Source organism: Streptomyces smaragdinus (assembly GCF_009604385.1).
GTDB classification, from domain to species: domain Bacteria; phylum Actinomycetota; class Actinomycetes; order Streptomycetales; family Streptomycetaceae; genus Streptomyces; species Streptomyces smaragdinus.
Map to the genome: position 1 here is coordinate 75,933 of NZ_WEGJ01000028.1, position 13,822 is coordinate 89,754.

The following is a 13,822-nucleotide window of genomic DNA, read 5'->3' on the forward strand; positions in this document are numbered from 1 at the left end:
GTATCCGCCACGCGTTGGACCCTGGCGCCGTCGCCCCTGCCCCGTCCGGTGAACGGCGGATGAGCGTGCCCGGTCGGCGGGCGGGCGGTCCGGTGTCCGTTCGCTACCGCGATGATCCATGTGCCCGATTCGGCCGCGCCCGTTCGGCCGGTGTTAAGTCGCAGGTCATTCCCGCTGCCGAAGCTCCCTGCGAGAGGAGCGGACGGCCCGCTCCGGTTTGTGGACGCACCGGGGAGCACATCGATGGACGGCCTTCCGATCGGGCGGCGCTCACTGCTGGCGGCCTCCGGCGTACTGGGCGCGGCGGGCGCCGCGGCGGGACTCGGACTCACCCTGAGCCCGGCGCGGGACCGGCCGGGCGCCCCGGCCGTCGTCGGGGGACACCCCGGGCGGCTGCCCGCGGGCGCGGGACCGGGCCGGCCGCCGGCCGTTCCCACGCCGGAGGGCACCACGGCCTGGTCGGTGAGCGTGCCGCGCGGCGGCTCCGGCTACCGGCGGCTGCGGCCGGGACCGTCCTGGGAGTACGTCGTACGCGACGACCAGGCCCCGGCGCAGAAGGGCCGCGCCGACCGCCGCACCACCCTCGCGTCGTTCGTCCAGCTCACCGACCAGCATGTGCAGGACGTCCAGCACCCGCTGCGGTTCGAGTACCTGCGGGCCGGGATCGTTACCGCCTGGCGTCCGCAGGAGGCCCTGACCGTCCAGGGCAACATCGCCCTCCTGGAGCGGATCAACGCCCTGCCCGGCGGCCCCGTCACCGGCGCCCCGCTGCAATTCGCGATCACCACCGGCGACAACACCGACAACCACTCCCGGCTGGAGCTGGAGTGGTACCTGACGCTGATGACCGGCGGCACCGTCACCCCGAACAGCGGCGACCCCCTGTCGTACGAGGGCGTCCAGAACAGCGGCCTCGACCTGTACTGGCAGCCCGAGTCGGCCCGTACCGACAACGACAAGAAGCTCGGCTTCCCGCGGATCCCCGGCTTCCTCGCGGCCGCCGTCCGCCCCGTCCCGAGCCCCGGACTGCGGCTGCCGTGGTACTCCACGCCCGGCAACCACGACGTCCTGCCCGGCGGCTGCTTCCGCCCGCACGGCCGCTTCGCGGAGTTCGCCACCGGCGACCGCAAGCTGGAGACCCTCCCGGCCGCGCAGGCGGAGTACCTGTGGCGCGGCGTACGCAAGGGCCGCGACATCCCCGGCGCCGGGATCGACGCCCTCCTCGCCTCGCATGCCCGCACCATGCGCAACGTCACCGCCGACGAACGCCGCGCCCCGTACAGCCGCGAGGAGTACATCCGCGCCCACCGCTCGCCCCGCTTCGCCGGCGCCGGCCCGCACGGACACGGCTACACCGAACGCAACGAGGCCGAGGGCACCCTCTACTACACGTTCCGCATCAGCCCCACCGTCGTCGGGATCTCCCTGGACTCCAACCACCCGGCCGGCCACTACGAGGGCTCGCTCGGCACCGCCCAGCTCGAGTGGCTGGAGCGGTCGCTGACGACGTACGCGGACGACCACGTCATCGTCTTCAGCCACCACACCAGTACCAGCATGGACAACCTCGCCCCCGACCCCGCCCGCCCCGGCGAACGCCGGCACGGGGCCGCGGAGCTCGTCACGCTGCTGGGCCGGCACCGGTGCGTCGTCGCCTGGGTCAACGGCCACAGCCACCGCAACGCCATCACCTCGCACGGCACCTTCTGGGAGGTCAACACCGCCTCCCACGTGGACTTCCCGCAGCTGGCGCGGCTGCTCGAGCTGACGGACAACGGCGACGGCACGCTCTCCCTGCACACCACGCTGATCGAGGCCGCGGCACCCCACGAGACGGCGTACGACGACCTCTCCCCACAGGGCCTGGCGTCCCTCTACCGGGAGCTGGCGTTCAACGCGCCCTCGCTGCCGCGGAAGGTGCCGGCGGAGGGGGAGGCGCGGGACCGCAACACGGAACTGCTCCTGCGCAAGCGGTAGTCCGGCGGCGTCGGCGTCGGCCGGACACCGTCCGTCAGCGGGGCAGGACCACGACGTACGCCGAGGGCTCGAGCTCCGCGGACCCGGCCAGCACCGCCCGGACCCGCTCCGCCGGCTCCTCCAGCCCGTCCCGCAGCTCACGGGGCGTCAGCTGCACCACGGCGATCCCCAGCTGCTCCAGGGACTCACGCCGGCGCACCTGCTCGGCCCACCGCTCGGCCTCGTACGTGTCCTGCCCGGCGGCGCGGCAGTCCAACTCGACGGCCACCCCGTGATCCGGCCAGTACGCGTCCACACCGCCCAGCCGGGGGCCGCCCGGCAGCCGCAGCTCCACGAACCACAGGGGGTCCGGCAGGGCGTACTCCGCGACCATCCGGTACAGCCGGTCCTCGGCCCGCCCGCGCCCCTCGGCGATCAGCGTGTCCACGGCGTCCGCCACGTACGGCCGGGTCAGCAGCCGCTGGCGGGTCAGCTCCCGCACCACGCCCGCCGCCTCGCAGTGCCCGCCGCGCACCGCCTCCGTGAGCAGCCGCCCCACCACGGCGGCGTCGGTCAGCTGCGCCACGGCATCCGCCAGCGCCCGCGGCACGGGCGCCACGGGCAGCCCGCCGACCTGGTCGGCGCGCGGCAGGGCGGCCGCCTTGACGAGGCGGGCGTGGCCGCTGGAGCGCAGCCGCCGGGTGCGGGGGAGCAGGACGTCGATCCGCTCGAGGGCGGGCAGCGGCGGGGCGCAGGTGAAGCCGTGCAGGGCGAGCGCGGCCAGCCCGGTGACCATGGCGTCGCCGTACGAGCCGGTCTCCTCCGGCTGCGGCGGGACGGAGTCGGCGGTGCGGCCCGCGAACAGCAGGGCGGAGAGCAGCCGTTCCCGGCCGGTGGGCGGGCCGGAGTGCAGTAGATACACGCCGGGGAGCAGCTGCTGCCACGGGCCGCCGGGCCGGCAGCGCCGCGCGGCGGCGGCCGACGTGACGCCGTGGCCGCGGAGTTGGCGCGCGGTGAGCACCTGCTGGGCGGCGGACAGCCGGCTGAGGGGACGGTGACTCAGGGGGGTGTTGTGGTTCATGGCGGGGGGATTCCACCGCCGGGGCGGGGGATAACCGCTGTTACACAGCTGTCGGCAAACACGGACAAGCTCGTACTAAAGCGCAGGCGTTCGACTGCCGAGTAGGCGGCACTCCGACCGGAGCCGCGCGGCTCCGGTCCGTGACGAGCGCCGGGATCCAGGTCCTGTCCGGAGTTCCCCGTCGTCCGCGCGGAGCGCGGGCGTCGCGGCGTTCGGTGCGTGCTCTCGGCGTGCGGCGGACCAGGTCATGTGGCGGAGCCACCTGTCCTGGTCCGCCGTGCGGCGAGAGTGCGTGCCGGGCGTCGGGGCGCAGACGGGGAACTCCGGACAGGCCCTAGGTGCCGATCGAGCTGATCGTGTCCGAGATCTGGGTGAGGAAATGGTTGATGTCGTCCTGGGCCGTGGTCTGGGCCAGGAAGAAGCCGAACAGGACCGCGACGACGCCGGGACCCGGCTTCAGCGAGCCGCCCCGTATCAGCACGACAGTGATGATCGCGAACAGCAGCACCAGGGACAGCGAGATAACCACGTGTCCGTCACCCCTCGTTCGTGAGTAGCCCGGAACGCGCCGCCCGCACGTCCCGCCACGTCCATCGTGCCACCAAGTGGCCCCGGTTGAAGCCTCGCCGTGGAAATCTCCGCGGACCGCCCGCCGGGCCCCGGCGAACCGTCGGGCGGGTGACTGGAGTCCGCCGCGGGAGCGAATTCCCGCGGCATATCGAGGTGGTCGTCTCCGGTGAGATGCGCGGGTGATTCCAGAATTACGGCGGAAGGGCGGAGGGTGACCGTCCGCGGCGTCCTTCCGACTCCATTGATCGAGTGAATAGTCAGACATATCGCGTGGGACGCCTACGGGTGTTATGTCCTAATTATTCTGCAGAAATAGGGCTGAACTACCCACGCCATCGGCCCGAAACCCATCTTCGCCGCGCATTCCGTCTGCCGTTTTGTGGAAATCGACACAACGCGCGAGTTCGTCATGTACGGGAGTGACGCACGGGCACTATGGTGCGACAGATGTTCCACACCGCAATTCACCGTCCCGTGCGGAGCCGCGCGTGACGAACTCCTCCCGGAACGCTTCCCCGACCCAGCGAAATTCAGCCCCGGGCGTAACCGCGGTCGAAGACCGTCCACCGCGTCCGGCGCCGCCCCCCGCCCCGGCGCGCACCGCCCGCGACCCGTTCTTCGACAACGCGAAGTTCCTCGCCGTGATCCTGGTCGGCGTCGGCCACGCCTGGGAGCCGATCCGCTTCGACAGCCGTGTGGTGTGCGCGCTCTACGCCTTCGTGTACGCCTTCCACATGCCGGCGTTCATCGTCGTGTCCGGCTACATGTCGCGCGGCTTCGACGCCGGCCGCGGCAAGATCCGCCGCCTGATCACGGGCGTGCTGGTGCCGTACCTGATCTTCGAGACGGTCTACACCCTCTTCCGCCGCTACCTGGAGAACGACCCCGACGAACCGTTCACCCCGCTGGACCCCTGGTTCCTCACCTGGTTCCTGCTCGCCCTGTTCGTCTGGCGGCTGACGACACCCCTGTGGCGCGCGGTGCGCTGGCCCGTACCGGTGGCGCTGCTGATCGCGGTGCTGGCGACGATGAGCCCCGAGGTGGGCCCCGAGCTGGACCTGCAACGGATCCTGCAGTTCCTCCCGTTCTTCGTCCTGGGCCTGACGCTGAAGCCCCACCACTTCGAGGCCCTGCGCAACCCCCGCTGCCGCCTCCTCGCCCTGCCCGTGGCGGCAACGGCCCTGCTGGCCGCGTACTGGGCGATCCCCCGCGTCACGACGGCCTGGCTCTACCACCGCGACACGGCCAGGGACCTGCACGCCCCCTGGTGGACGGGCGCCCCCATGACCCTGGCCCTGTTCACGGCGGCGCTGCTCCTCACGGCGGCCTTCCTGGCCTGGGTGCCCCACCACCGCACCTGGTACACCACCCTGGGCACAGGCACGCTCTACGCCTACCTCCTCCACGGCTTCCTGGCGAAGGGCGCCCGCTACTGGGGCTGGTACGACACCCCGTGGATGGACACCCCGCTGGGCCCGCTGGTGGTCACGGCGGTGGCGGCGGCGGGCACGGCGGCCCTGTGCACGACGCCGGTACGGCGGGTGTTCGGGTGGGCGGTGGAGCCGCGGCTGGAGTGGGCGTTCCGGGGTGCAGGCGCGAGAGAAGAGCGTAAGGCGCCCCCTCAAAGTCCGCCTACCGCGGGCCAAAAGCGCAGAGGCACCACATACAGCCCTCCCATCGCCTAGTCGCGTCGTCGGGTGCGGTTGCGCTCCCTCCGCCTTCGCTCCGGGGCGATGCGGCGTCTGAGGACGAGGCGCGCAGCGCCGAAAAAAGGGGGTCCGGGGGCGAAGCCCCCGCAGCAGCGCAACCGCAGCCGCGGGGGCCCCGGACACCTACCGCCCGTCGCACTCCTGCGCGGCCAGGCTCCGGACGAGATCGTCCCGGGCCTCGAGCACCAGCCGCCGCAGCGCCGGCGCGGCCGACTCATGCCCGGCCAGCCACGCGTCGGTCGCCGCCACCGTCTCCGCGGAATCCTGCAGCCCGGGATAGAAGCCCCGTACGACAGCCATCCCGATCTCGATCGACCGCTCCCGCCAGATCCCCTCGATGGCGGCGAAGTACTTCGAGGCGTACGGCGCCAGCAACTCCCGCTGCCCCGCCTGCTCGAACCCCGCGATCGTCGCCTCCACGATGGCGTTCGACAGCGCGTCGGACTCCACCACCGACGCCCACGCCCCGGCCTTCACCGCCGCCGACGGCCGTGCCGCGAGGCAGCGCACCGAATGCCGCTGCCCCGACGCCGTGTTGTCCCGCTCCAGCTCCCGGGCGATCCGCTCCTCGCCGGCGACCCCCTGCGCCGCCAGCGGCAGCAGGAACGCCCACCGCAGCTCCTGGTCGACCTCCAGCCCGTCCATCGACGCGTGCCCGTCGAGCAGCTGCCCCAGCAGCTGCAGGTCCGACGGCCCCGACGCCACCGAGGCGAAGAATCGCGCCCACGCCAGCTGATGCCCGCTCCCCGGCTCCGCCGACCGCAGCTCCCGCAGCGCCGCCTCCGCCAGCACCCGCTCGCCCTCGGCCCGGTTCGCCGGCGCGCTGTAGTGGTCGAGCGTCAGCCGGGCCTGCGCGTGCAGGTTCTGCACCACGCCGATGTCCGACTCGCTCCCGGCGAAGTCGACGACGAACTGTACGAAGTCCCGCGCCGGCAGCACCCCGTCCCGTGTCAGGTTCCACACCGCGGACCAGCACAGCGCCCGGGCCAGCGGATCCGTCAGCTCGCCCAGATGACCGCGCAGGGTCTCCAGCGAACGCTCGTCGAACCGGATCTTGCAGAACGTGAGGTCGTCGTCGTTGACCAGGACCAGATCCGCCCGCTCCTGCCCCGCCAGCTCCTTGACGACCGTCCGCGCCCCCGTGACGTCGACCTCGGCCCGCGCGTACCGGACGAGCAGCCCGTCCGCGTCCTGCCGCCGGTAGAGCCCGACCGCCACCCGGTGCGGGCGCAGCTCCGGATGCGACGCGGACGCCTCCTGGAGCACCGCCAGCTCCGTGATCCGGTCCCCGGCGTCATACGTGACCTGCGGCGTCAGCGTGTTGACGCCGGCCGTCTGGAGCCAGGCGCGGGACCAGGCGTGCATGTCCCGCCCCGACACCTCCTCGAGTACGGCGAGCAGGTCGGCCAGGCGCGTGTTGCCGAACGCGTGCCGCTTGAAGTACCTCCGCGCGCCCTCCAGGAACGCGTCGCGCCCCACGTACGCCACCAGCTGCTTGAGCACCGAGGCGCCCTTGGCGTACGTGATCCCGTCGAAGTTCAGCTTCGCGTCCTGCAGATCACGGATGTCGGCCGTGATCGGATGCGTCGTCGGCAGCTGGTCCGCGCGGTACGCCCAGGCCTTGCGCAGATTGGCGAACGTGATCCACGACTCGGTGTACTGCGTGGCCTCGGCCAGCGCGAACGCGCCCATGAAGTCGGCGAACGACTCCTTGAGCCACAGGTCGTCCCACCACTCCATGGTGACGAGGTCGCCGAACCACATGTGCGCCATCTCGTGCAGGATGGTGTTCGCCCGCCGCTGGTACGAGGCGCGCGTGACCTTCCCCCGGTAGATGTACTCCTCGCGGAAGGTGACCAGCCCGGGGTTCTCCATCGCGCCCAGGTTGTACTCCGGGACGAACGCCTGGTCGTACTTGCCCCAGGGGTACGGGTAGTCGAAGTGGTCGTGGAAGAAGTCCAGCCCCTGCTTGGTGACCGTGAAGACCGCGTCCGCGTCGAAGTACCGGGCCAGGGACTTGCGGCACTGCGCGCCCAGCGTGATCTCCAGCGTCCGCCCGTCGTCGAACGTACGGCTGTAGCGGTCGTTGACGCTGTGGTACGGGCCCGCCAGCACCGAGGTGATGTACGTCGCGATCGGCTTGGTGGTCGCGAACCGCCAGGTCCCCGACGCGTCGTGGTGCCGCTCGACGGGGCCGGTCTGGACGCCGTTGCTCAGCACCAGCCAGTGGTCGGGCGCGGTCACGGTGAAGGTGAACGGGGCCTTCAGGTCCGGCTGCTCGAAGTTGGCGAACACCCGGCGGGCGTCGGCCGGCTCGTACTGGGTGTAGAGGTAGATCTCCCCGTCCTCGGGGTCCTCGAAGCGGTGCATGCCCTCGCCGGTGCGGCTGAAGGCGCAGCTCGCGTCGACCGTCAGCTCGTTCTCCGCGGCGAGGTCGTCGAGCCGGATCCGGGTGCCGTCGAACACGTCGGCCGGGTCCAGGTCGCGCCCGTTGAGCGTGACCGCCTGCACGGACGGGGCGATGAGGTCCGCGAAGGTGGCGGCGCCGGGCTCCGCGCAGCGGAAGCGGATCGTGGTCACCGAGCGGAACGGCTGGGGCAGCGGGGCGGTCGCGGTGCGCAGATCCAGCTCGACCTCGTACGAATCCACGGACAGCAGGCGGGCCCGCTCCTGGGCTTCCTCACGGGTCAGGTTGTCACCGGGCACGGGCCGACTCCTTCGTCAGTGGACATACGCGGGAATCATGTCACGCACCCCTTCCCCGGTCGCGGGGAATACCCGCCGCGGACGATCACCGCCGAAACGGCTCCGGATTTATGGGGACCCCACAGCTCCGGCGCGCCGCGCCCGGCGTGACGCACCTCACGTGACCTGGGGTGATGTGGGCCACGCGGGGTAGAAAAGCACAACCCGGCCGCCATACGTTTGTCGCCCTCCGACCAAGGCAGGGGGCGAGGTCCGGAGTTAGGGTCGCAGCGTCCCCGCCGTCACTGGATCCTCCGAGAAAGCGAGCCGCCGATGACCACCGCCGTTCTGGCCCCGCGGACCCCGTCCACCCTGGCCGACCTGCTGCCCGGCGCCCGGGTCCGGGACGTCGCCCTCGTCGCCGGCGGCGCCGCGCTGACCGGCCTGGCCGCCCAGCTGTCCGTGCCGGTCCCGGGCTCGCCCGTGCCGGTCACCGGACAGACGTTCGCCGCGCTGCTGGTGGGCGCCTCGCTGGGCACGGGGCGGGCGTTCGCCTCGCTGCTCCTCTACGCGCTGGCCGGAATGGCCGGAATGCCGTGGTTCGCCGGCGCCACCTCGGGCTCCTTCGGCATCCCGTCCTTCGGCTACGTCCTGGGCATGCTGCTCGCCGCGACCGCCGTCGGCGCGCTCGCCCGGCGCGGCGGCGACCGTGACGTGTGGCGTACGGCGGGCACGATGGTCCTGGGCAGCGCGATCATCTACGCGGTCGGCGTCCCGTACCTCGCCCTCTCCCTGGACCTGTCGGCCTCCGCGGCGCTCGCCGCCGGCCTCACTCCGTTCCTCCTGGGCGACGCGCTGAAGGCCGCCCTGGCCATGGGGCTGCTGCCCGCCGCGTGGAAGCTGCTCGGCCACCGCGGCTGAGCCCCGCCCGCCCCGGCATGCCACACTCGTGCCCATGCGCGTGTACCTCGGCAGCGACCATGCCGGATTCGAACTGAAGAACCACCTCGTCGACTGGCTCAAGGCCCACGGCCATGAGCCGGTCGACTGCGGGCCGCACATCTACGACGCGGTCGACGACTACCCGCCGTTCTGCCTGCGTGCCGCCGAGCGGACCGCCGCCGACGCCGGCTCCCTCGGCGTCGTGATCGGCGGTTCCGGCAACGGCGAGCAGATCGCCGCCAACAAGGTGCGCGGCGTCCGGGCGATCCTCGCCTGGTCGAAGGAGACGGCCGAGCTGGGCCGTACGCACAACGACGCCAACGTCATCAGCATCGGCGGCCGGATGCACTCCGAGGACGAGGCGGTGTCGTTCGTCGAGGTGTTCCTGAACACCCCGTTCTCCGCCGAGGAGCGCCACCAGCGGCGCATCGACATGCTCAGCGACTACGAGCGCACCGGCGAGCTCCCCGCGATCCCCGCGCACCACCCCCAGCAGGACTGAGATGCCCGAGGGGCACATCGTCCACCGGCTGGCCGCCGAGTACGGCATCCGCTTCGGCGGACGCGCGGTGCGCGCGGCCAGCCCGCAGGGCAAGTTCGCCGACGGCGCCGCGCTCCTGGACGGGACGCGCATGACGGGCACCGAGGCGCACGGCAAGCATCTCTTCCTGGGCTTCGCCGCCGTCGGCTGGGTGCACGTCCACCTCGGCCTGTACGGCAAGGTCGCCTTCGGCGACGGCCCCGCGCCGGCGCCCGTCGGCCAGGTCCGGCTGCGGGTGCTGACCGGCGCCGGGTACGCCGATCTGCGCGGGCCCACGGCCTGCGAGCTGATCACCGACGCCGAGAAGGACGCGATCCACGCCCGCCTCGGCGACGACCCCCTGCGGAGCGCCGACGACGGCGAGGCGGCCTGGGCGCGGGTCTCCCGCAGCCGTACGCCGATCGCCGCGCTGCTCATGGACCAGAAGATCGTCTCCGGCGTCGGCAACGTCTACCGCGCCGAGGTCCTCTTCCGGCACGGCATCGACCCGTACCGCGCCGGCCGCGACGTCACCCGCGCCGAATGGGACGCGATCTGGGCCGACCTGGTCGCCCTGATGCGCGAGGGCGTCCGCCTCGGCCGGATCGACACCGTCCGCCCCGAACACCTCCCGGAGGCCATGGGCCGCCCGCCGCGCGTCGACGACCACGGCGGCGAGGTGTACGTGTACCGCCGCGCGTCGATGGCCTGCCACGTCTGCGGCGGCCCCGTCGGCACGGCGGAACTCGTCGGCCGCAACCTCTTCTGGTGCCCGGGGTGCCAGCCCCGTTAGAACCCGTGCGGGACCCAGGGGGCCACGGGGCTGCCGAACGCCGTCGACGCCTCCGCCAGGGCACCCGGGCGCAGCTCCGTCACCAGGCCCGCGCCCGCCAGCGCCGCCAGTGACGTACCGCCGAGATACGTGGCGCCCAGCTCCCTGGACGACAGCACCAGGTCCGCCGGCTCCTCCGTGCGCTTGCAGTCCGCGCCGCCCGCGTCCCCCGACAGCAGCCAGCGTCCCTCGTTCCAGGGGCAGAACTCGTCCCGTACCTCCAGCACCACCCGTACCGGCGCCGCGTACGTCCGGGCGGCCAGGGCGGCGGCGGTGTCCACGATCCGCACGTACAGCGCGTCCCGCAGCCGCGGACGGCAGCGGCGGAGGTCCGTGACCAGATGGAGCAGCGGATCGTCCACCGGACGGCCCCGGCTGGTCACCCGGGTCGTCAGGTCGATGTCGAAGAGGTACCGCCACAGCGCCGCGTACGCCGCCGGGCCGAGCGCGTCCACGTCCCGCACCACGACCGTCCCGTCGGGCCCGTCCGGCGTCCAGTGCGGGGCGACCGCGTAGCGCGCGTACCCCACCAGGTCGTCGCCGTCGAAGGCCTGCACGCACATCAGCGGCGACGCCCCCTCGCGCTCCGCGGGGTCGTCCAGCACCGGCTTGCGCTCCCAGCCGGGGCGCCGCTCGAGCATCCCGGGCCGGGCGGCCACCTGGCGGGCGTAGATCCCCTCGCAGTCGGCCAGGGACTCCTCGACACCGGCCAGAACCAGCCGGATCCGCTCCGCCCCCGCCGGCATCCGCAGCCCCACCCGGGGGGTGTCGATCTCCACCCGGAACTCCTGTGCCCCGAGCCCGTACCCGAACCGCCCGTAGATCGTCGGCTCCGACGCCAGCAGCACCGCCAGCGCCTCCCCGCGCCCGCGCACGTCGTCCAGCTGCCGGCGCATCATCGCCCGCAGCACCCCCCGCCGGCGGTGGGTGGGCACCACTCCCACACAGGTGACGCCCGCGACCGGCACCACGCCGCCGCCGGGCACCGACATCCGGAACGAGTACGCCCCCGCGGCGCCGACGATCAGCTCGCCGTCGTACGCGGCGACCGTACGGTCCGGTTCATTGCGTTCCGCCCAGAAGGCGCGTTCCTCGGCGTTCTCCCGGATGCCCCCGAACGCGAGCTCCACCCGGCTGAACCAGGACTCCCACTGCGCTGCTTCGATCTTCCGTAGTTCAATCGTCATACTCCCATCCCTAGCAGCGGTTTCACCGACAAGCGACCGACTTTCGCTTACCCTTTCGGCAGCGGAGACGGTAACGCGCCAGCGGATCGACGTGCGGCCGTCCGGGTGGATAGGGTCCCGGGGATGGCGGGTGGAGGCAGGGCGGGCAGGGGGAGTACCCCCAGGGCACGGTGGCGGAAGTCGCTGCACCGGGTCCGCGTCAGCATGCGCCGCTCCGCCGTCGACTACTTCCGCGGCGAGGGCTCCGACTGGCTCGCCCTCGGCGCCCTCCTGCTCTCCGTCCCGGCCCTCGCCTGGGGCACGATCGCCCTCCCCGAGTGGATCTCCCCCTCGGCCCTGGTCCTGCCCATCGTGCTGGGCGGCCTGTTCCTGCGCCCGGCCAGCCTCCTCGCCCTGTACGGGGCGTCCGCGTCGGCGCTGATCGTCGAGGCCCTGGCCCTCGGCCCGTACCCCGAGGGCCCCGCCCGGGTGACGCCCGGGACGGTGCTGGTGGTCGCCGCCGTGGGGCTGACGGGGCTGGTCATCGCCCAGTTCCGGCAGCGCGTCGGGGTGCCGTGGCGGCGCGGCGGGACGATGCTCTTTGACCTGCGCGAGCGGATCCGCGTGCAGAGCAAGCTGCCCCGGCTGCCGCGCGGCTGGCACGCGGAGATGTCGCTGCGGCCGGCCGGGGGGCAGTCGTTCTCCGGCGACTTCGTGGTGGCCGCCCGCACACACGGGGGGCAGGTGCTGGAGGCGGTGCTGACGGACGTCTCCGGCAAGGGGATGGCCGCGGGGTCCCGCGCGCTGCTGCTGTCGGGGGCCTTCGGGGGGCTGCTCGGCTCGCTCCCCCCGCACGACTTCCTGCCCGCCGCCAACGGCTACCTCTTGCGCCAGGAATGGGAGGAGGGCTTCGCGACCTCCGTCCATCTGGTGCTCGACCTGGAGTCCGGTGACTACGAGCTGCTGTCCGCCGGCCACGTCCCGGGGCTGCAGCTGTCCGCCGGCACCGGGCGGTGGGAGGAGAAGACGGCGGAGGGCGCGGTGCTGGGTGTGCTGGAGGGGGCGCAGTTCGACGCCGTGAAGGGGACGCTGCGGCCGGGGGACGTGCTGATGCTGTTCACCGACGGCCTCGTCGAGGGCCCGGACCGCGATCTGTCGGACGGCATGGACCGGCTGACGGGGGAGGCGGACCGCTATGTGGCGTCCAGCTTCCGGGGCGCGGCCTGGCATCTGATCGAGGCGGTCGCCAAGGACGTACGGGACGACCGGGCGCTGCTGCTGATCTCCCGGGACGGAAAGTCCGGGGGATGACCCCCCGGGGTGTGGTTCCCGGACGGGGACGCCGTCGAGCTCGCCGGCCACGGCGGGCGGGGTGTCCGCCGGCGAGCTCGCGGATGCCGTCCGGGACGCCGTCGGGAGCGCGGCGGCGACGCCGGCGGCGGCCAACTCCCGTACCAACGCCCGCCGGCCGGCGTCCGCGCTGACGCCGATCGTGCTGGCGACGGCGTTCACCTCGACGCTCGTGTTCATGCATACGAGTGAATCGCGGGCCATGGACCGTCAGCTGCCGGACCACGTCGTCACGTCCCCCGCCGGGCTGCCCGCGACGGCAGCCGTACGGGCCGCCTCCGCCGATGGCGTCACGGCGTCCGTCGGCGTCCTGCGGACCTCGGTGCTCACCCTGGTCAGCGGGGCGGGCGACCGCTGGCCGCAACCGTCCTCAGCCCAGGGCGTGTCCACGGTCACCGGGCTCCCCTCGGTGCTCGACCTCGACGTCCGTACGGGCGACCTGTCCGCCCTCACCCCCGGCACCGTGGCGCTGCGCTCGGCCCACGCGGCCGTCGGCGACCGGGTGAAGCTGAGGCTGCCGGGGCGGGCGGTGCTGCGGTTGCCGGGGGGTGACCCCCCGGCCGCGCAAGCGAAGTTGGCGTCAGGGGAGGTGTAGGACGCCGGGGAACGGGTAGCGGCGGCCGGGACACCCCCCATTCCGAAGGGCCCCGTCATGACGACGTACAACTGCCCGGCCTGCGGCGTCCCGTACTCCGCGGACGGCCTCTGGCCGTGTCGCTGTCCCCGGGACCCGGCCCCAGGGGCGGATCTGGCGTCGGACGTGGAGCGCTTCGAGGAGGTCCCGTCCCCCTCGGACCCCCGCCCGTCGGTGGTCGTGGAGATACGCCCGCCGGCCCCCGGGCCGGCCCACCCCCGCACCCGCCGCCACCTGACGCGCGCGGCGCTGGCGGCAGCCGCCCTCACGGCGCTGATCGCGGCCGGGGCCACCGTCGCCCACCTCACGACGGACGACACCCGCACCACCGCAACCCCCGACCCCTCGGTCCCACCCCCCTCCCTCCCCTCACCCAC

At 73.1% G+C, this 13,822-nt stretch carries 11 protein-coding genes and 1 pseudogene; 8 read left to right on the forward strand and 4 right to left on the reverse strand.

Translation table 11 applies throughout. From position 1 onward, the window contains the following. Window positions 1-243 precede the first annotated feature (243 nt). Complete coding sequence (locus SRB5_RS26435) at window positions 244-1,977, forward strand: TIGR03767 family metallophosphoesterase (protein ID WP_153455930.1); 1,734 nt, start codon at window positions 244-246, stop codon at window positions 1,975-1,977. A gap of 34 nt (window positions 1,978-2,011) precedes the next feature. Here the strand turns inward: SRB5_RS26435 and SRB5_RS26440 are convergent, their stop codons facing one another. Together SRB5_RS26440 and SRB5_RS26445 are read right to left on the reverse strand one after the other, a co-directional pair. Then, window positions 2,012-3,037 carry a hypothetical protein gene (locus SRB5_RS26440; RefSeq protein WP_153455931.1) on the reverse strand — a complete coding sequence of 342 codons (1,026 nt, stop codon included), beginning with the start codon at window positions 3,035-3,037 and terminating at the stop codon, window positions 2,012-2,014. Between the two features lie 334 nt (window positions 3,038-3,371). Further along, window positions 3,372-3,566 (reverse strand): hypothetical protein, encoded by a 195-nt coding sequence (locus SRB5_RS26445; RefSeq protein WP_323378509.1) that lies wholly within the window; start codon window positions 3,564-3,566, stop codon window positions 3,372-3,374. Between the two features lie 529 nt (window positions 3,567-4,095). On the opposite strand from SRB5_RS26445, the gene SRB5_RS26450 reads away from it, so the two are divergent. Further along, window positions 4,096-5,292, forward strand: a complete 1,197-nt coding sequence (locus tag SRB5_RS26450; protein WP_323378510.1) for an acyltransferase family protein — start codon at window positions 4,096-4,098, stop codon at window positions 5,290-5,292. Window positions 5,293-5,439: 147 nt separating this feature from the next. Here SRB5_RS26450 and pepN read toward each other — a convergent pair whose 3' ends face one another. After that, window positions 5,440-8,022, reverse strand: coding sequence for an aminopeptidase N (pepN, locus tag SRB5_RS26455; protein ID WP_323378511.1), 2,583 nt, complete (start codon window positions 8,020-8,022; stop codon window positions 5,440-5,442). A gap of 312 nt (window positions 8,023-8,334) precedes the next feature. Between pepN and SRB5_RS26460 the strand changes: the two genes are divergently transcribed. The 3 genes from SRB5_RS26460 to SRB5_RS26470 are packed head-to-tail and all read left to right on the forward strand — an operon-like array spanning window position 8,335 to window position 10,256. Then, complete coding sequence (locus tag SRB5_RS26460) at window positions 8,335-8,922, forward strand: biotin transporter BioY (RefSeq protein ID WP_153455933.1); 588 nt, start codon at window positions 8,335-8,337, stop codon at window positions 8,920-8,922. A 34-nt stretch (window positions 8,923-8,956) separates the two neighbouring features. Then, complete coding sequence (locus SRB5_RS26465) at window positions 8,957-9,445, forward strand: ribose-5-phosphate isomerase (protein ID WP_153455934.1); 489 nt, start codon at window positions 8,957-8,959, stop codon at window positions 9,443-9,445. 1 nt (window position 9,446) lies between these two features. Then, window positions 9,447-10,256, forward strand: a complete 810-nt coding sequence (locus SRB5_RS26470; RefSeq protein ID WP_153455935.1) for an Fpg/Nei family DNA glycosylase — start codon at window positions 9,447-9,449, stop codon at window positions 10,254-10,256. Here SRB5_RS26470 and SRB5_RS26475 read toward each other — a convergent pair. Then, the gene (locus SRB5_RS26475; RefSeq protein WP_153455936.1) at window positions 10,253-11,482 is read right to left on the reverse strand and encodes a GNAT family N-acetyltransferase; all 1,230 of its coding nucleotides are present in this window, start codon (window positions 11,480-11,482) and stop codon (window positions 10,253-10,255) included. The genes SRB5_RS26470 and SRB5_RS26475 overlap by 4 nt on opposite strands. A gap of 123 nt (window positions 11,483-11,605) precedes the next feature. Between SRB5_RS26475 and SRB5_RS26480 the strand changes: the two genes are divergently transcribed. From SRB5_RS26480 to SRB5_RS26490, 3 genes and pseudogenes are all read left to right on the forward strand, one after another. Further along, the gene (locus SRB5_RS26480) at window positions 11,606-12,772 is read left to right on the forward strand and encodes a SpoIIE family protein phosphatase (RefSeq protein ID WP_153455937.1); all 1,167 of its coding nucleotides are present in this window, start codon (window positions 11,606-11,608) and stop codon (window positions 12,770-12,772) included. Between the two features lie 61 nt (window positions 12,773-12,833). Beyond that, window positions 12,834-13,406, forward strand: a complete 573-nt coding sequence (locus SRB5_RS26485; protein ID WP_153455938.1) for a hypothetical protein — start codon at window positions 12,834-12,836, stop codon at window positions 13,404-13,406. A gap of 57 nt (window positions 13,407-13,463) precedes the next feature. Then, a pseudogene (locus SRB5_RS26490) lies at window positions 13,464-13,822 on the forward strand (hypothetical protein); the annotation flags it as partial.